Origin of the sequence: Tigheibacillus halophilus, assembly GCF_042683165.1 — a bacterium.
GTDB lineage: Bacteria > Bacillota > Bacilli > Bacillales > Amphibacillaceae > Tigheibacillus > Tigheibacillus halophilus.
Map to the genome: position 1 here is coordinate 41,423 of NZ_JBHUIZ010000013.1, position 17,466 is coordinate 58,888.

The 17,466-nt window shown below is 42.0% G+C and carries 15 protein-coding genes; 14 read left to right on the forward strand and 1 reads right to left on the reverse strand.

Going from position 1 to position 17,466, the window contains the following annotated elements:
• Positions 1 to 7: 7 nt before the first annotated feature.
• The 5 genes from ACFSMW_RS13655 (at position 8) to ACFSMW_RS13675 (ending at position 4,128) form a co-directional block, all read left to right on the forward strand.
• Positions 8 to 559 carry a hypothetical protein gene (locus ACFSMW_RS13655; RefSeq protein ID WP_390356518.1) on the forward strand — a complete coding sequence of 184 codons (552 nt, stop codon included), beginning with the start codon at positions 8 to 10 and terminating at the stop codon, positions 557 to 559.
• A 219-nt stretch (positions 560 to 778) separates the two neighbouring features.
• Positions 779 to 1,549, forward strand: a complete 771-nt coding sequence (locus ACFSMW_RS13660; RefSeq protein WP_390356520.1) for a transporter substrate-binding domain-containing protein — start codon at positions 779 to 781, stop codon at positions 1,547 to 1,549.
• A 255-nt stretch (positions 1,550 to 1,804) separates the two neighbouring features.
• Positions 1,805 to 2,449 (forward strand): amino acid ABC transporter permease, encoded by a 645-nt coding sequence (locus ACFSMW_RS13665; RefSeq protein ID WP_390356522.1) that lies wholly within the window; start codon positions 1,805 to 1,807, stop codon positions 2,447 to 2,449.
• Positions 2,450 to 2,451: 2 nt separating this feature from the next.
• Complete coding sequence (locus tag ACFSMW_RS13670; protein WP_390356803.1) at positions 2,452 to 3,174, forward strand: amino acid ABC transporter ATP-binding protein; 723 nt, start codon at positions 2,452 to 2,454, stop codon at positions 3,172 to 3,174.
• A gap of 24 nt (positions 3,175 to 3,198) precedes the next feature.
• A complete protein-coding gene (locus ACFSMW_RS13675; protein ID WP_390356524.1) occupies positions 3,199 to 4,128 on the forward strand; it encodes a nucleoside hydrolase in 930 nt (309 codons plus the stop codon).
• 151 nt (positions 4,129 to 4,279) lie between these two features.
• Here the strand turns inward: ACFSMW_RS13675 and ACFSMW_RS13680 are convergent, their stop codons facing one another.
• Positions 4,280 to 4,609, reverse strand: coding sequence for a VOC family protein (locus ACFSMW_RS13680; RefSeq protein ID WP_390356526.1), 330 nt, complete (start codon positions 4,607 to 4,609; stop codon positions 4,280 to 4,282).
• A 319-nt stretch (positions 4,610 to 4,928) separates the two neighbouring features.
• On the opposite strand from ACFSMW_RS13680, the gene ACFSMW_RS13685 reads away from it, so the two are divergent.
• The 9 genes from ACFSMW_RS13685 (at position 4,929) to ACFSMW_RS13725 (ending at position 17,411) form a co-directional block, all read left to right on the forward strand.
• Positions 4,929 to 5,471: a helix-turn-helix domain-containing protein gene (locus ACFSMW_RS13685; protein ID WP_390356527.1), complete on the forward strand. Its 543-nt coding sequence runs from the start codon at positions 4,929 to 4,931 to the stop codon at positions 5,469 to 5,471.
• Positions 5,472 to 5,500: 29 nt separating this feature from the next.
• Positions 5,501 to 7,546, forward strand: coding sequence for a hydantoinase/oxoprolinase family protein (locus ACFSMW_RS13690; RefSeq protein ID WP_390356528.1), 2,046 nt, complete (start codon positions 5,501 to 5,503; stop codon positions 7,544 to 7,546).
• 6 nt (positions 7,547 to 7,552) lie between these two features.
• Complete coding sequence (locus ACFSMW_RS13695; protein ID WP_390356805.1) at positions 7,553 to 9,280, forward strand: hydantoinase B/oxoprolinase family protein; 1,728 nt, start codon at positions 7,553 to 7,555, stop codon at positions 9,278 to 9,280.
• Between the two features lie 16 nt (positions 9,281 to 9,296).
• Positions 9,297 to 9,614, forward strand: coding sequence for a cupin domain-containing protein (locus ACFSMW_RS13700; protein ID WP_390356530.1), 318 nt, complete (start codon positions 9,297 to 9,299; stop codon positions 9,612 to 9,614).
• A gap of 118 nt (positions 9,615 to 9,732) precedes the next feature.
• Positions 9,733 to 11,064, forward strand: coding sequence for a purine-cytosine permease family protein (locus ACFSMW_RS13705; RefSeq protein WP_390356532.1), 1,332 nt, complete (start codon positions 9,733 to 9,735; stop codon positions 11,062 to 11,064).
• Positions 11,065 to 11,268: 204 nt separating this feature from the next.
• Entirely contained in the window at positions 11,269 to 13,320 is a 2,052-nt protein-coding gene (locus ACFSMW_RS13710; RefSeq protein WP_390356533.1) for a hydantoinase/oxoprolinase family protein, read from the forward strand.
• On the forward strand, positions 13,317 to 14,999 hold the full coding sequence (locus tag ACFSMW_RS13715; protein WP_390356535.1) for a hydantoinase B/oxoprolinase family protein: 1,683 nt from the start codon (positions 13,317 to 13,319) through the stop codon (positions 14,997 to 14,999). Before ACFSMW_RS13710 ends, ACFSMW_RS13715 begins: the two co-directional genes overlap by 4 nt.
• A 20-nt stretch (positions 15,000 to 15,019) precedes the next feature.
• Positions 15,020 to 15,784, forward strand: coding sequence for an IclR family transcriptional regulator (locus ACFSMW_RS13720; RefSeq protein ID WP_390356537.1), 765 nt, complete (start codon positions 15,020 to 15,022; stop codon positions 15,782 to 15,784).
• Between the two features lie 25 nt (positions 15,785 to 15,809).
• Positions 15,810 to 17,411, forward strand: coding sequence for an OPT/YSL family transporter (locus tag ACFSMW_RS13725; protein WP_390356539.1), 1,602 nt, complete (start codon positions 15,810 to 15,812; stop codon positions 17,409 to 17,411).
• Positions 17,412 to 17,466 lie beyond the last annotated feature (55 nt).

The following is a 17,466-nucleotide window of genomic DNA, read 5'->3' on the forward strand; positions in this document are numbered from 1 at the left end:
AACCGTGATGAAACAGACAGTTGCCGGAATGATCCTATTTACACTATTGGCGGTGCCGCCCATCAGGGAGTTGTTTGAGTCCGCGATGATTACCCATATGCTGGTCCAACTCCCGCTTTTGATCGTTTCCGGCTGGCTGATGGGAAGCAGTGTAATCAACAGATATCACAATTTTTTTCAAAAATGGAATGCAGATGGTGTGGCGGGAATGCTGCTGGTTGTCACCATCACGATGTATTGGATGCTGCCGCGTGTACTGGATGAATCGCTTGTGATCTGGTATATAGAATTGTTTAAGTTTACCGGCCTTTCTTTTTTGACTGGGATCAGTTTACGGGATAGCTGGAAAAAACTAGGCGTAATCGGGAAAAGCTTCATCTTTTTAAATTATTTGTCAATGTTCGCTCTCATGGCATGGGTCTATATCGATATTCCTGTACAGATATGTAATAACTATTTGGAAGTAGAACAGAAAATGCTCGGATGGGGTTTTCTTGCCATCACCCTTGCCATGGTCCTTTACATCATCCAGCAAGTTTTCACGGACCACTCGGCATAGCAACCAGGCACCTGAATATATTCGGGTGCTTTTCCTTTCCAAGGAAATTTTTATTTCATCAATCTTTCAAACTGGTTCATGAGGTCAAGATATATTAAACACCAGAAACTTGCCGGAAGAGCGGCTGTAAGAAGTACCAAAGGGACTGCTCGCTGGTTCTTTTTTCTGTAATTTATTGCATAACTTGTTCATAGGATAGTCCTTAAGGGGGAGGGGCACTTGAAAAAAATCATACTTTTTGCTGTCATGCTTATTTGTTTGTTGGCTTTGGCCGCGTGCGGAAGCAGTGATAAAGCGACAGGTGGAAACAACGTGAAGGAAGTTTACAAAGTTGGCGTGGATACGACTTATCCGCCTTTCGAATTTCAGGAAGATGGTAAATACAAAGGTATTGATATTGATTTAATTCAAGCGATTGCGAAAGATCAAGGATTCAAGGTGAAAATTGAGGCGATGGATTTTGGCGGTATCATTCCTTCCATGCAAGCTGGAGAATTGGATATCGGTATGGGAGGCATGAGTATCACTGATGAGCGAAAAGAGACAGTCGATTTTTCGGATCCTTATTTTGAGGCAGGTCTCTCTTTAGTCGTTGCAAAAGGAAATGGAAAAATTGCCAGTCTAAAAGATTTAAAAGGAAAAATGGTTGCCATCAAAAATGGCACAACAGGTGCCAAGTTTGCGGAAGACCATAAGGATGAATATGGTTATGACACGATACAGGTAAGTGATAGCACTTCAATGTTCCAGGAGGTATCTAATGGAAGTGCGGATGCATTGATCGAGGATTACCCAGTCATTTCCTATGCGATTGCTACAAGTAATTTGGACTTACAGGTAGTCGGTGATCGTCTGAATGGTGACAACTATGGGATGTCTGTCATGAAAGGGAAACAGGATGAATTATTGAAAAAGCTCAACGATGGTTTAGCCTCACTGAAAGAAAGTGGAAAATATGATGAGATTCTGGATAAATATTTGGGTGAATGATTAGAGGGAAATGGAGGCGCGGCTTGCGGAGCGCGCTTCTTTTCCAGATGGGGGAAAGAATTTAGTTACCGGGCCGGTGTATGGGTCCCTGCCAATTAGGGGATCAGGTGGCACCTTTTATAGCTTGAAAGCAAACGAGCCAAATGAATATCCATAAAACTAATAAAACAATCAACCAGCGTTTTCCTTGCTTTGAACAAGCCGTACCAAATTATCCGGAAAAATCTCCAATCACATCAACGGGAGTGGTACTTCATGGAAGCAATCATCAATGCTTTGCCATATTTATGGGCAGGTCTGAAAGTAACGGCGTATGTATTCATCATTGCTATTATCATTGGTTTTATGATTGGTTTAATTGTTGCTTTATTGCGGTTATCACCATGGAAAATATTGAACTGGATAGCAAAAATATTTGTGGATGCCATACGGGGCACTCCGATACTGGTTCAGTTGTTTTTCTTTTATTATGGATTGAATTCTCTCGGGATCATTTCACTTGACCGGACATCAGCAGGTATCTTGACGGTAGCGATCAATGCAGGGGCTTATTTTGCGGAAATCATGCGCGCTGGCATCCAATCGATGGATAAAGGACAGACTGAAGCAGCAAGGTCCCTGGGATTGGGCAGCATGCAGACGATGCGCTATATTATTCTCCCGCAAGCGTTTAGAAGGATGCTGCCAACCTTTACCAACCAGGCCATTATTAGTTTGAAGGATACCTCCCTTTTATCCGTCATCGGAATCGCGGATTTGACTCAGAAAGGGCAGGTGGTCATCGCAGCTACCTTTAAAGCATTTCAAATCTGGCTTGCTGTGGGAGTCATGTATTTTATCATGATTTATTTATTGTCGTTATTGTCAAGCTACCTGGAAAGGAGATTTGAACTGCGGTGAGTATGATTGAAGTGAAGAATTTAAATAAATCCTTTGGGGATTTTGAAGTGTTAAAGGACATCAGTGTCTCTATAAAGAGGCAGGAGGTCTTATGTGTCATTGGTGCATCTGGTTCAGGTAAAAGTACTTTTTTGCGTTGCTTGAACAGGCTGGAAGATGTTACGGGAGGGCAGGTGATCATTGATGGTCAGGATATTACTGCAAAAGATGCCAAGATAAATCAAATCAGGCAGGAAGTCGGGATGGTATTTCAACAGTTCAATTTATTTCCTCATAAGACTGTTTTGGAAAATATCATGCTTGCCCCACTGAAAACAAAGGGTATTTCTGTTGAGGAAGCCAGACGAAAAGGAAAAGAACTGCTTTCCAAAGTCGAATTGGCAAACAAGGCAAACAGCTATCCTAATTCCTTATCCGGCGGTCAGCAGCAGCGGGTCGCCATTGCCCGCGCACTAGCAATGAATCCGAAAATCATGCTGTTTGATGAACCAACCTCTGCACTTGATCCTGAAATGGTCGGTGATGTGCTAAGTGTGATGAAACAATTAGCACAGGAGGGGATGACCATGGTTGTAGTGACACACGAGATGGGTTTTGCGCGTGAGGTAAGCGACCGTGTGCTGTTCATTGATGAGGGATTGATCGTAGAGCAGAATACCCCAAGCGAATTATTCAACAACCCCCAGCATGAACGAACGAAACTATTCTTAAGCAAAATATTATAAAGGGAACCAAAGGGGGATGACTTATTGAAAAGGTGTGTCTATTTCAATCATGATGGCGGTATAGATGATTTGGTTTCTTTGTTTTTGTTGTTGCAAATGAAGCATATCGATTTAGTTGGTGTTGGTGTCATTCCTGCGGATAGTTATTTGAAACCTGCCGTATCCGCCAGTAAAAAAATTATTGATCGTTTTGGACACGGGAAGAAAATTGAAGTAGCCGAATCAACTTCTCGCGGCAAGCACCCATTTCCAAAAGAATGGCGTATAGATCCGTATAGGCTTGATGCGCTGCCGATACTGAATGAATTCCCTCCAACCAAAGCGCAGACATCCAAATTGCCAGCACATAGAGACCTAATCAACCATATACATGCCAGTGAGCGGCCAGTCACATTGGTGTTCACTGGCCCATTAACTGATTTAGCACGTGCTCTGACAAGAGACCCTTCTATCCAAAGAAATATCGACAAGCTAGTCTGGATGGGCGGCTCATTTTCAGAGAAAGGGAACGTGGAGGATCCGCAAAGTGATGGGACAGCTGAATGGAATGCTTACTGGGACCCACATGCGGTAAAAAGGGTATGGGAAAGTGAACTTCCCATTGAGCTTGTAGCTGTGGAAAGTGCTATAGAAGTACCGCTTACCGAGGGGATGAGGTTATATTGGGCTTCTATGCGCCAAAATATCGGGATTGATTTCTTAGGGCAATGCTATGCATTAGTTCCACCACTGACTGGCACAACTTCACCTTACTTCCTTTGGGATGTGCTTACAGTTGCAGCCGTGGGGAATCCTGATTTAGTGACGAAACAGAAAGTGAAAAGCATCGTCCGTACACGTGGCCTTGCCCAAGGAAGGACTGAAATTTCACCTGCGGGCAGACCTGCTGATGTTATTTCCAGTTTGAATTGTAAAGATTTCGTGAAGTATGTGACAGAATTGGCCAGGATTTGAGCGTGTGAAGTATTGGTAATAAGCCAAGGCAAAAAACACTTGGATTTCCAAGTGTTTTTTGATGCTGTTGTTTAGTTAGCGGGAGGAGTCCAACGCTTCGCTTCACTATCTGATGGATAGTTCATACCGCCAGGATAGCTAATCAACTCCATTAACATGCCCCAAGGTGTGCAGCCATATGCTGCAGCCCATAATCGTTCGCATGCAATGGCTCTCGATGTCTCGTATTTTCAAATTGAAATAATTCGATTGTCGCACTCCGCCCGATCAATAGAAGCCGAATATGAATAGCTTTGGCTCCTTTAGGAATCCCTGATACTTTTTCAGCTGCAGGTCCTGCCTGGGGAGCATTGCCAGGTTTCATGTTGTCATATGCAATTTTTGCATGAAAGACATGCTTAAAAAAATGGGTTGCTTCCTCCATGTCTGGTACAGTGATTCCAATATGGTCAATTCCACGCGTAATATTGCTCTGTGTCATGCTTGATCTTCTCCTTTCAATGGCTTTACTACAGTAGCAGCAGCCAAGTAACTTCTTATATGTTCCCGTGCGAAGGTTCAGTAAGCAATTCCTATTGTATTTTCATAGTGGCAAGTAACGTTATAGAGACAATGCGGTCTTCTTTAATAAAACGCATCAAACTATTATTCCAAAGCAATCAAATTATTCATCTATACAAAATAAATAAATTTTTCTTTTAATTATAGAAAATTTATGCTAGAATAACAAAAAATGAAGTGGAGGTGTAAAAAATCTTGCTAAACTGGAAAAATTAATAGTTTAAAAGGATAGAAATAGGATGGAAAATATTCATAAAAAAATCAGAAACCTAAGATTAGAAAATGAGATGACATTAAAAGATCTTGCAGAGTGTACAGGTTTATCTGTTAGTTTTTTATCACAGGTTGAGCGAGGGACATCTTCACTGGCAATCACTTCTTTAAAAAAAATATCGGATGCGTTTGGCATGCATATCACTTATTTTTTTAATGAAATTGAAAATCATAATTATTTGCTGAAAAAAGAGGAAAGAAAACAGTTTAGACTGGAAGGATCAGACATTGCATATACCCGTCTGGCAGGCCAATTCCCAGAGCGGAAAATGGAGCCGATCATGGTAACAGTGCCTCCGAATACGCCTTATGAGGAAAGATACAGTCATCCTGGCGAAGAATTTTATTTTGTTGTGGAGGGTGTCCTTGTTTTCAGGATTGAGGGAAAAGAGTACCTATTGAATGCAGGTGATTCTATTCATTTCCCCTCCGAAAAGCTGCATGAATGGAAGAACCCGACAAATGATGAGGCTGTATTGATAAGCGTGTTGACACCAGTTATATTTTGAAAATAAAAAGTTGAAAAAGGGTGAAGGAAATGAGGGTTGCAACAGATATTGGTGGAACATTTACAGATTTAGTATATGTGGATGAGCATGGCCGTGTCGAGGTCGCAAAGAGCCATACCACTCCGCCGAATTTTGAAAAAGGGGTGATGGATGTCGTTGATAAAAGTATTGCGGATAAGAATGAAATATCAACGTTTATTCATGGAACGACTGTCATCATAAACGCGCTGACAGAAAGAAAAGGTGCTAAAACCGGGTTGATTACCACAAAGGGATTCAGAGACATTTTGGAGATAGCACGTGGTAATCGTCCAGATTTATTCAATATCAGATATAAAAAACCTGAACCGTTTATTGAACGTTACTTAAGAAAAGAAGTGAACGAACGCCTTAACTACAAAGGAGAAGAACTGGTTCCTTTAGACACCGGGCAGATTAAAGATATTGTGGCGTATTTCAAAAAAGAAAAAGTCGAGGCTATCGCCGTGGCTTACTTGCATTCCTATGTGAATCCGACCCATGAAAAGGAAACGGTTAGGATGATAAAAAAATTATGGCCGGAGGTCGCAGTATCAGCTTCTTATGAAGTAACTCAGGAGTGGCGGGAGTATGAGCGAACAAACACCGTGGCATTGAATGCATATGTACAACCCGCTGCAGCAACTTATGTAAATAAGCTGCACAATGAATTGAAGGAATTCAATGGTAATAGCAAAAATTTTATTATGCAATCCAATGGCGGTACAACCACATTTGAAGAATCTAAAAAAGTTCCTATCAACATGGTAGAGTCTGGTCCAGTCGCAGGAATTTATGGTGCCGCGGTTTTAGGAGACTTGATCAATGAGAAAAACATCATCGCATTCGATATTGGCGGCACGACAGCCAAATGTTCTCTCATAGAGAACGGCGAAGTGAAAGTATCGACAGATTATTATATAGAACGCAATGATAGACATGCTGGATATCCAATCAAAGCACCTGTTGTTGATATTGTTGAAATCGGAAATGGAGGAGGGTCCATTGCATGGTTAGATGATGCTGGTGCCTTAAAGGTCGGTCCCGAATCTGCGGGTGCTGTCCCTGGACCGGTTTCATACGGCCAAGGAGGAACTGAGCCGACCACTACAGATGCCAATTTGCTTACTGGCCGGCTTTCAGCCAAAAACTTCGATTATGATGTCGACCTGGATTTGGTAAGAGACGTTATGGCGGATAAAATAGCAGATCATTTTGGCATGACAGCAGAGGAAGCTGCATTAGGAATCATTCGAATAGCCAATTCCAATATGTTGAATGCTTTAAAGTTGATATCTATCAGAAAAGGGCATAATCCGCAAGATTTTACGCTGGTAGCCTTTGGAGGCGGCGGTTCCATGCACGCACCGGCACTAGCGAAAGAATTAGGGGTTAAAAAGGTCGTAATCCCGATTGCATCTCCGGTATTTTCAGCTTGGGGAATGCTCATGAGTGATTTGCGCCACGATTACATTAAAACGTATATCAAACGGATTGGAAACTTAAAACTTCATGAAATCATGAAACAATGGAAAGAAATCGAAGAAGGTGCTTACCAGCAATTCGAACAAGAGGGCATCATCAAAAAAGACATTGTATTTCAGAGATTTGCTGACATGCGTTATCTGGGGCAGGAACATACGGTGAAGGTCCCTGTTCCATCAGGCGAATGGACTGACGAGCACTTCAACATCATTGTAGATAAGTTTCACCAATTACACGAACAAAATTTCACCTTCAGACTCGATGACACGGAAACCGAAATCGTGAACTTACATGTGACAGCTTTTGGCAAAGTACAAAAGCCAGTCATTCAAAAAATAGACCGACATACAACGCTGGAGGACGCCAGAATAGAGACAAGAAACGTCTTTTTTGAAAATCCCAAAGGCTGGGTGCAAACAGATGTGTATCAGCGTGAATTGCTGCCTCTCAAGAAAGTGATTCATGGTCCTGCAATTATTGAAGAAAAAGCCGCAGTAACCGTCATTTATGAAGGGCAATCCCTTATGGTGGACGATTATGGCAATATAATCATAGAAACGGGGGCGAATTAAATGTTGATGAATGAAACGAAAGTCGATCCATTTACATTGGAAATAGTGAAAGATTCATTGCTTGCTGCCGGGGATGAGATGTTCATCGCATTGGCAAAGACCTCCATGAGCCCGATTATCTATGAAGTATTAGACTATGCCAGTGGATTGACAGATGCAAAGGGTCAATTGTTGACCCAAGGTAATGGTGTTACGGGTTTTATCGGTATGCTTTCCTTTATGGTAAAACAAACACGTAAGAAATATGGTGAAAATGGACAATTAAAACCTGGAGATATCATCATTATCAATGATCCGTATGGAGGGGGAGGCTCCCACTTGTCTGATGTTGGATTAGTCATGCCAATATTTTATGAAAATGAGTTGGTCGCGTTTTCTGCCAATAAAGCGCATTGGACGGAAGTCGGCGGTAAGGACCCCGGTTCATTTACAAATGATTCAAAAGATATTTTTCAAGAGGGGCTGCAGTTTCCCTCCGTTAAATTATATGATGGCGGTGAATTGAACGAAGGTCTTGTTGAAATCATCCGTGCCAATGTTCGTTTTCCTGATTTATCTCTCGGAGACATGTGGGCGCAAGTCGCAGCATTAAAAACTGGAGAGCGAAGGGTGAAAGAAATTTGCGGTAAATATGGGAAAAACACTGTGCTTGCTGCCATTGAGAATCAATTAGATCATGGGGAGACTATATCCAGACAAGAACTGAAAAAACTGCCGAAAGGAACCTTCACTGCAGAGGGATTTGTAGAAACGGATGGGATAGGGAATGGACCATTTCCTATTCAGGTGAAAGTCACTATTTCAGATGATAAGTTCGTCTGTGATTTCAGGGAGAGCAGCCCGCAAGTGCCAGGTCCGGTGAATTGCTCTTTTACAGGGCTCGCCTCGGCTGTGCGCACGATCTTCCTCGCTATCACGAATCCAGACCAAAATGTGAATGATGGCGTATTCAGACCGTTGGAAATCATTGTCGATGAAAGATCCATCATGTCTGCAGAAAGGCCAGCTCCAACGTCAAACTATTTTGAAACGATGCTTGGATGCACTGATCTTATCTGGAAATCCCTGGCTCCGCATATACCGCATCGACTGGCTGCGGCGCATCTTTTATCCGTATGTTCCGTTACACTATCCGGATTACATCAGGATACGAATGAACCATTCTTGATTGTTGAACCATCTGTTGGCGGATGGGGCGGAGCTGATGGACAAGATGGGGCAAGCGGACAATTCTGTATTCTTGACGGTGAAACGTATAATGTTCCGGTAGAAGTGGCAGAGACACGATATGGTGTCATGCTGGATGAATACAGTTTGCGTACTGATGGCGCCGGAGCTGGCGAATATGTTGGCGGTAAAGGAGTTGTCCGCTCGTACCGGGCAATGACAGACGAGCAGGCTGCTACAATCACATTCGGCCGTAATAAATTTCGTCTCTGGGGTACTGGCGGCGGTTTAGAAGGGTCCCTTAATGAATTTTATATTCAAAAAGCTGGTGGTGAAGTGGACGGTCCTCATGGGGTATATCCCCGTTATCCTTTACAAAAAAATGACGTGCTGCAATTAATGACGGCAACAGGCGGTGGGTATGGAGATCCATTGAAACGCCCAGCAGCACAGGTTGCCAGAGATGTCAAAAATGAATACTATTCTGTGGAAGAAGCCGAAACGTTGTTTGGCGTAAAAGTGGATTCAGAAACATTCGAATACGAAGAACTTGAAATAAGAAAATAATCGTGGAGGGTAATGAGTGGAGAAAAAGCAGGGAAGTTTTCGTACAGAGGGACTCTTGACATTGTTCGAGGAAAAAACCAAACATGCTACAATCACATTCGGCACTGTAACTATCGCTCCTGGAGAGAGGGTGCCGGAGAAGGGTTTTTCAAAGCATGAAGAAAATGAGTATGCTGTAATCATCAGTGGGAAAATGGAGGGTGAAAGCGGCGGGGAACAATTCAGTGTGTCAGAATCCAATGCTACATTCATTCCCGCTGGTGAACAGCATTGGACTGCCAATACAGGTGAAGAGCCATGTCAGATTGTCTGGGCACTTGTAAAAAGTGAATGAAAATAGGGAATTTAAGTAGTAGAAAAAATATGTTCTACTACTGCCCTTAAATTTTACTGAATATTCATTTATTTGGATGTAGTGAGCTTGTTTATACTCATAAAAGGAGGTAGAGGATGTGGCAGATCAATCAAAAAAGAGTATCGAAAAGGATGTGGCGCTTCAAGCTGTACCTGACGAACAGCGCCAACACTGGATGACGCCAGCGATGATTTTTGGGGGCTTGGAATTTACGATCCCAGTATTGATGGTAGGGGCTACACTGGCGGGAAGTTATGGGCTTGGTAAAATTTTTTTCATTTTAATTGTCGCTCTTTTTGTAATTCAATGGACTGGAAATGCATTACAGGGCTATATCGGGGCGAAAACCGGCCGTTCTTCTTCCGTTATAGCAAGAACTAGTTTTGGTGCCATCCAAGCGCGATTCATTGTCGGCTTAACCATATTTATTGTTTCTTTGGGATGGTGGGCCGTCCAAACATCAGTAGCTGGAAATGCAATTGCAGCCATGTTTGGTGTAGACTATGCGAAACAATGGGGGTTATGGGCGTTAATCACTGTCGTAGCTGGTTTTTTATTTGCTATTCCCTCAATTATTGGGTATGGGTCGATGAAATGGACGGATTACATTGCTGTACCAGCAGGCTTGCTTTTGATTGCAGGAGGAATTTATTATGCATTGAAAAACACTGGGTGGGAAACGATTACGAGCTGGGATCCGCAACCATCCATCGGGATTTTAGCAGCAATCAGCTTGGTGATAGGCGCAAATGTCTCACAGTGGGTGATTGCTTCTGATTATACTCGCTATGCAAAACCTGCGATTAAAGATAATATTTTTATTCCGATGGGAATCGTGGTTGTCGGTTTTCCATTGTTTATCGTCGGAGCTGTTATGTCTGTGGGTGTCGGGGATGCTGATATTGTCAATGTAATGATGAACTTGGGCTTTCCGATTTGGGGATTTTTAATTTTATGGTTTGCTACGTGGACAAGCCAGTTGGTCAATAATTATAGTATGGGGCTGGCACTAGCCAACATGCTGAACGTCAATTCGAATAGAGGCAGGGCACTCCTTACATTTGGAGGAACTATTATTGCGATTATCGTAGCGTTAGCTGGTATCCTTGATTATTTCATGGATTTCTTGTATTTAACAGCATTAGTGTATCCCGCCATTGCTGGTGTCATGATGGTGGATTTCTTTTTCATTCGTAAACGAACTTGGAAAGACAATAGCGGCTGGAATTGGATGGCTACAATTGCTTTAGTGGTAGGTACGCTAATAGGTTATTTGACCCAGTACGTCACGGCTTTTGGGTTGCCGGCTGTTCAGTCCTTGATCGTATCCGGGATTGTTTACTATGTCGCGATGAATATGAAAGCCAGAATTGCTCCCGATCAATTTACAGAAGTTACAGGAAAGGAATATGACGTTAAACAAGCATAGATGCTGAAAAAGGTGATATGACTACCTGTATCCCGTATAAAGGAATGTCCTTTATACGGGATATTTTATTATGTTTCATATCATTAATATACTATGCATTTTATTTTCTATTGAAAATTATCAGTCAATGTGATAATTTAATAATAACAAAATGAACCATTGGTTCTTAAAGTGAACCATACAACAATGAGAGGGGCCATAAAGATGAGAATAGCTACTGACATTGGAGGAACCTTCACTGATCTGCTTTATATTGATGATACGGGGAAAATGGGATTTAATAAAACACATTCCACACCGCCACATTTTGAAAACGGTATCATCGATGTAATGGAAAAGACTGGCATATCTTTTGAAGCAATCGATATGTTTTTTCATGGCTCAACCGTGGTGATTAATACCCTTACAGAAAGAAAAGGAGCTAGCGTTGGCCTGATTACTACCAAAGGGACAAGAGACGTGTTAGAAATTGCCCGCGGCAACAGACCTGATTTATACAATTTCAAGTATGAGAAACCTAAGCCGTTTGTTGAAAGGTATTTGAGAGTAGAAATAGAGGAGAGGATGGATTATAAAGGGGAGGTTGTCACTCCTTTAAATAGGCAAAGTGTCATGGAGGCACTTCATTATTTCAAAAAGGAAAAAGTAGATGCTTTGGCTGTTTGCCTGTTACACGCATACAAGAATCCGATACATGAACAACAGGTAGCAGAAATAATACACGAAGTTTGGCCGGAAATCCCCATCAGTATTTCCAGCGAGATTACCAAAGAGTGGAGGGAGTACGAAAGAACCAACACGGCTGTATTGAATTCTTATGTAAAGCCACTAGCAAATAAATACATAGACCAGCTTTCGGAAAAATTGAGCAGCCATAGGTTGGAGGGCGTTAAATATATCATGCAATCCAATGGAGGTGTGACTACTTTTGAAAGTGCGAAGGACTATCCAATCAATCTGGTAGAATCGGGACCCGTAGCTGGAATATATGGTGCAGCTGTTTTGGGGGAGATGATTGGCGAGCACAATATCATCGCTTTCGATATCGGCGGCACAACCGCGAAATGCTCCTTAATCAGCAACGGTGAAGTTCGCGTCAACACAGATTATTATATTGAAAAAAACGAGAAAAACGCTGGATATCCGATAAAAGTTCCCGTGGTGGATATTGTAGAAATTGGCAATGGTGGAGGCTCCATTGCTTGGATCGATGAATTAGGGTCTCTAAAAGTAGGACCGCAATCTGCTGGATCGAAGCCTGGACCAGTATGTTATGGACTTGGCGGTACAAAGCCAACAACGACAGATGCGAATTTGCTGGTAGGGCGGCTCTCGGAAAAAAACTTTGATTTCAAAGTGGACAGAAACATGGTAAGCAAGTCTATCCGCGAAGTGGTAGCAGATAAGTTCAATACATCAATAGAAGATGCAGCATTAGGTATGATTGATATGGCAAATTCGAATATGCTGAATGCTTTAAAACTGATTTCAGTCCGGAAAGGATATAATCCAAGTGATTTCACGATGATAGCGTTCGGTGGTGGCGGACCGATGCACGCAACAGAGCTTGCAAGAAACCTAGGTATAAAAAAAGTTGTTATTCCTTTTTCTGCATCTGTTTTTTCTGCCTGGGGGATGCTGATGACGGATATCAGGCACGATTATATTCAAACTTATTTACAAAAACTCGATAAACTAGCATTTGATGATATCAATAATCTGTGGCATAAGATGGAACAAGAAGCGCTAAAACAGTATGAAAGAGAAAATGTAAACGAAAATCGTGTTATTTTCAATAAATTTGTTGATCTTCGTTACGTGGGACAGGAGCACACTGTGAAAGTCCCCATTACAAATAGCATATGGGACACGGAATTCATCCGAATATTGAAGGATAACTTTCATGAGCTTCATCAGCAAAACTATACATTTATGTTACCGGAGGCTGAAGTTGAAATAGTGAATTTACATTTAACCAGTTTAGGGCAAGTGGAAAAATATCAGCAGCCGAAAAAGAAAAGGACAGGCGCTGACTTAGCTGATGCCATGCTGGAAAATCGGGATGTTTATTTTAGGGAAACAGGTTGGATGAATATACCTGTTTACAACAGAAATCAGCTAGAACCATCACATATTGTCACTGGGCCGGCAATAATCGAAGAAAGCACAACGTCCACATTGGTATTAACCAATCAAAGAGCGGAGGTTGATGAAATTGGCAACATTGTTATCGAAATCGAGGTGGATAATAAATGACAACGCATAACCCTTTTATAAAGGAAGTTATTAAAGACTCGCTAATGTCTATCGGTGAAGAAATGTTTGCTGCATTGGCAAGGACATCCATGAGTCCAATCATTTATGAAGTATTGGATTACGCTTGCGGGCTGACCGATGCAAAAGGAAATCTGGTCAGCCAGGGGAATGGTGTCACTTCTTTTATCGGGATGTTGAGTCCCATGGTCAAATCTGTGATAGCTGATTTTGAGGAAGATTTATATGATGGAGACATTATCATCATTAATGACCCATACACGGGCGGCGGTTCACATCTGTCTGATGTTGGTTTAGTCATGCCGATTTTCGCTCATGGCAAGCTAGTGGCATTCTCTGCAAACAAAGGTCATTGGACAGAGGTTGGGGGCAAAGATCCAGGTTCATTTACCAACGATGCCACAGAAATTTACCAAGAGGGACTCCAATTACCAGGAGTCAAACTTTTTGAAAAAGGAAAGTTGAATAAAGCAGTTGAAAAGATCATTGCGAAAAATGTCAGACTGCCAAAACTGTCCATAGGTGATATGTGGGCGCAAGTAGCAGCGTTAAGAACTGGTGCCAACAGATTCATAGAGTTATGTGAACTGTATGATTCCCATACTATTACAGCAGTGATAGATCGTTTAATTGAAGGCTCAGAGATTTATGCTTTGAAAGAAATGGCTCATTTACCAAAAGGTGAGTTTGAAGCAGAGGATTTTATTGAAGGTGACCCTAATAAAGGTGGACCTTATAAAATTAAAGTGAAAGTAACCATCACTGAAGATGAATTTATTTGTGATTACCGCGGTTCACATCCCCAAGTGGCCACCCCGGTAAATTGCTCGTATTATGGCCTGATGGCCAGTGTCCGGGTAATGTTTTTGGCAATCCTGCAACCCAGGTTCAATATTACAGAAGGTCTTTTCAAGCCATTGAAGATTATTACGGATAAGCAATCTATTGTTTCGGCCGAAAGACCAGCACCTGTCTCAATGAATTTTGAAGCGAGACTTGGTGGGGCGGAACTCATTTGGAAGGCATTAGCGCCATTGTTACCGGACCGACTTTCAGCAGGACACCTTTTGTCTGTATCTTCCGTCACATTATCGGGTGTTCATCCTGATACAAAAGATGATTTTTTGATTGTAGAACCATCTGTCGGTGGGTGGGGTGCCGGTGAAAATCATGATGGCCAAAGTGGACAATTTTGTATGGGGGATGGTGAAACCTACAATGTGCCCATTGAGGTTGCAGAAATAAAATATGGGATAAGAGTGAATGATTACAGGTTTCGTGATGATAGCAGCGGAGCTGGGGAGTTTATCGGAGGGAAAGGCGTTGTCCGATCATACGAGGTTTTAAGTGATAAGCAGCATTTATCCGCAAGTTTTGGCAGACATGCGTTTAAACCTTGGGGGATGCATGGCGGCAGTGATGGTGCCTCTTCTATGATAAAGGTTTATAGAAAAAACGGAGATGTTCTCGGCCCCTTCGGAGTCACAACAAGACTGGCATTAAATAAAGGAGACGTTGTCCAATTAATTACGCCATCAGGCGGAGGATATGGCGACCCTGCAAAAAGGGATAAATCTTTAGTTGAAAAAGATGTTAAAAATGGATTTTTCAGCAGTGAGGAAGCTGAGAAAATATTTCAGGTGACCCTCAAAAATAAATAATGAAAGTGGTGGAATAAAGCATGCTGAAATCGCTTAGTACTGCTTTGGATGTATTGACCAAGTTCACACCACGCAACCCGGACTGGGGCTTAAGGGAACTTGCCAAAGAAATGGAAATGAATCATACCGTTTTATACAGGATATTGAAAACGTTCGAGGACAAAGGGTTTTTAATACAGGATGAACTGACGAAAAAATATGAGTTAGGATCGAAAATCTATGACTTATTAGCGGTTGTCCAAAGTAAAGTCAATTTGTCTGATTTGGTTGTACCTTTAATGAAGGAATTAAGTGAAGTGATCGAGGAAACCGTGTTTCTGACATGGAAAGATGGATATCATGGGAAAACAGTGGAAATTTCAGAAAGCACCCAGCAGATTAAATTTGCAGTTTCCATCGGTTATAAGACGCCTCTTTATGTAGGGGCATCAACCAAAGTGATGATGGCTTTCCTGGATGAAAAAGAGCAGCTGGCAATTATTAAGAAGGGAACAGAGAAATTCACAGACCATACATTGGTTACCGAAAAAGAAATTCTAAGTGATTTAAGGAAAATCAAACAAGCGGGGTGGTGCTATTCAGAAGGGGAATTTGCAGAAGATGTATTTGGCATCGGGGTCCCTATATTCGGGAATGGAGGGAAGATTGTCGCATCACTAACAGTTGCCGGACCAGTTTATCGTATATACGAAGAAAAGAAGAAGGAATGCTTAAAAAGATTGTTGGATAAAAAAACTGAGATCGAGAAACATATCAAACTGTTGAACTGTAATACCTATCACTAAAATAAGATGGCTGGGAGGCTCGGGTATGGGAGAAAGAAAATTGGAAGATGGCAGACAATCGCACATGAAACATCCTTCTATTAAGGATCCGGCGATATTAATTGTCATTCTATTTTTGGCTGCGGTTGGTGCGATTATAGGGGTTCAGTTAATTACTTCATTAGGTATTTCAGCAAACACATCCATTGTTGGGGCAGTGTTTGCGATGATTTTAGCGCGAATACCATTACGGCAGTTGATAAAATTCAGATCGATTCATTCGCAGAATTTGGTGCAAACAGCCATTTCGGCAGCAACGTTTGGGGCAGCAAGCAGCTTGATTCTCCCTATTGGAATTCCATATGTTTTGGGAATGGAGCAATTAATCATCCCGCTTTTTATTGGGGTCATATTAGCAATGTTTGTTGATGCCTTGCTGTTATATAAATTTTTTGACACCAAGGTATTTCCGGCAAAGGAAGCCTGGCCTCCTGGAATAGCTACGGCTGAAGCGATCAAAGCTGGTGATGAAGGCGGAAAAAGGGCGAAATATCTCCTTTCAGGCATTGGGATTGGTATTGTAGGCTCGATATTTAAAATACCGATGTCTGCTTTTGGTGTTGCTTTTATCGGAAACATTTGGGCGCTGTCCATGTTTGGTATCGGTTTGCTGGTAAGTTCATACTCTCCAGCAGTTTTTGGTCTCAATTTAGATGACTATTATGTTCCGCATGGGTTCATGATTGGTGCAGGAGTTGTCGCGCTTGTTCAGGTATTGGTTCTAATTTTTAAGAAAAACAAGCAAAGCAGCAAGAAGGAAGAGGTTTACCAAGTTAAAAGCACAAAAGAAATTGGACAAGGGTTTGGATACGGATTCGTAGCGTATGCCACCATCTCGATTATCATGGCTGCGGCAGGAGGCCTGTATACCCATATGTCTCCTGTGATGATGATCGGCTTTATATTATTTGCCGCGATTGCAGCATTTGCCCACGAACTTATTGTAGGTATTGCAGCAATGCATGCTGGCTGGTTTCCAGCTTTTGCTGTGGCATTAATCACACTGATTATTGGCATTTTAATTGGATTTCCAATAGAGGCCTTGGCAATGTTGGCAGGATTTAGCGCATGTACTGGAGTAGCCTTTGCAGATATGGGGTATGACTTGAAAACCGGGTTTATGTTAAGAGGGAATGGCAAGGACCCGCATTTTGAGAAGGAGGGAAGAAGACACCAGTTATTTGCGGCCATCGTTGGTTTTTCAGTGGCTGCAGTGATTGTCTTGTTCACTTTTCACCATTATTTTTCCCAAGGATTGGTTCCGCCAATCAACCATGTATATGCAGCTACGATACAATCAGGTGTATCCAGTGACATTGCTGTTCACTTAATGCTTTGGGCAATACCTGGTGGATTATTACAGCTTGTCGGCGGTTCAAGTAAGCAACTGGGAATATTGTTCAGTACAGGGCTGCTATTAACAAATGCCCTTGCAGGCTGGGCTGTTCTGATTGGAATCATCATCAGGATAATTGTGCTGAAATACGCTCCAAAACAAGAACAAAATATGACCATTATGGCAGCAGGTATCATTGCAGGAGATGCGATTTATAGCTTTCTAAGTTCAATCGTAAAAATAGGGAAATAAACGATGAAATTTCACAATACGTACAATGGTGTGTATGCTTTGCGGCTTTAATAGA

What these genes read in the sequence shown, in the direction of transcription:
- ACFSMW_RS13655 (WP_390356518.1), top strand. Translation starts at nt 8, where the DNA reads ATGAAACAGACAGTTGCCGGAATGATCCTATTTACACTATTGGCGGTG.
- ACFSMW_RS13665 (WP_390356522.1), top strand. Translation starts at nt 1,805, where the DNA reads ATGGAAGCAATCATCAATGCTTTGCCATATTTATGGGCAGGTCTGAAA.
- ACFSMW_RS13670 (WP_390356803.1), top strand. Translation starts at nt 2,452, where the DNA reads ATGATTGAAGTGAAGAATTTAAATAAATCCTTTGGGGATTTTGAAGTG.
- ACFSMW_RS13680 (WP_390356526.1), bottom strand. Translation starts at nt 4,609, where the DNA reads ATGACACAGAGCAATATTACGCGTGGAATTGACCATATTGGAATCACT.
- ACFSMW_RS13685 (WP_390356527.1), top strand. Translation starts at nt 4,929, where the DNA reads ATGGAAAATATTCATAAAAAAATCAGAAACCTAAGATTAGAAAATGAG.
- ACFSMW_RS13690 (WP_390356528.1), top strand. Translation starts at nt 5,501, where the DNA reads ATGAGGGTTGCAACAGATATTGGTGGAACATTTACAGATTTAGTATAT.
- ACFSMW_RS13695 (WP_390356805.1), top strand. Translation starts at nt 7,553, where the DNA reads ATGAATGAAACGAAAGTCGATCCATTTACATTGGAAATAGTGAAAGAT.
- ACFSMW_RS13710 (WP_390356533.1), top strand. Translation starts at nt 11,269, where the DNA reads ATGAGAATAGCTACTGACATTGGAGGAACCTTCACTGATCTGCTTTAT.
- ACFSMW_RS13715 (WP_390356535.1), top strand. Translation starts at nt 13,317, where the DNA reads ATGACAACGCATAACCCTTTTATAAAGGAAGTTATTAAAGACTCGCTA.
- ACFSMW_RS13720 (WP_390356537.1), top strand. Translation starts at nt 15,020, where the DNA reads ATGCTGAAATCGCTTAGTACTGCTTTGGATGTATTGACCAAGTTCACA.
- ACFSMW_RS13725 (WP_390356539.1), top strand. Translation starts at nt 15,810, where the DNA reads ATGGGAGAAAGAAAATTGGAAGATGGCAGACAATCGCACATGAAACAT.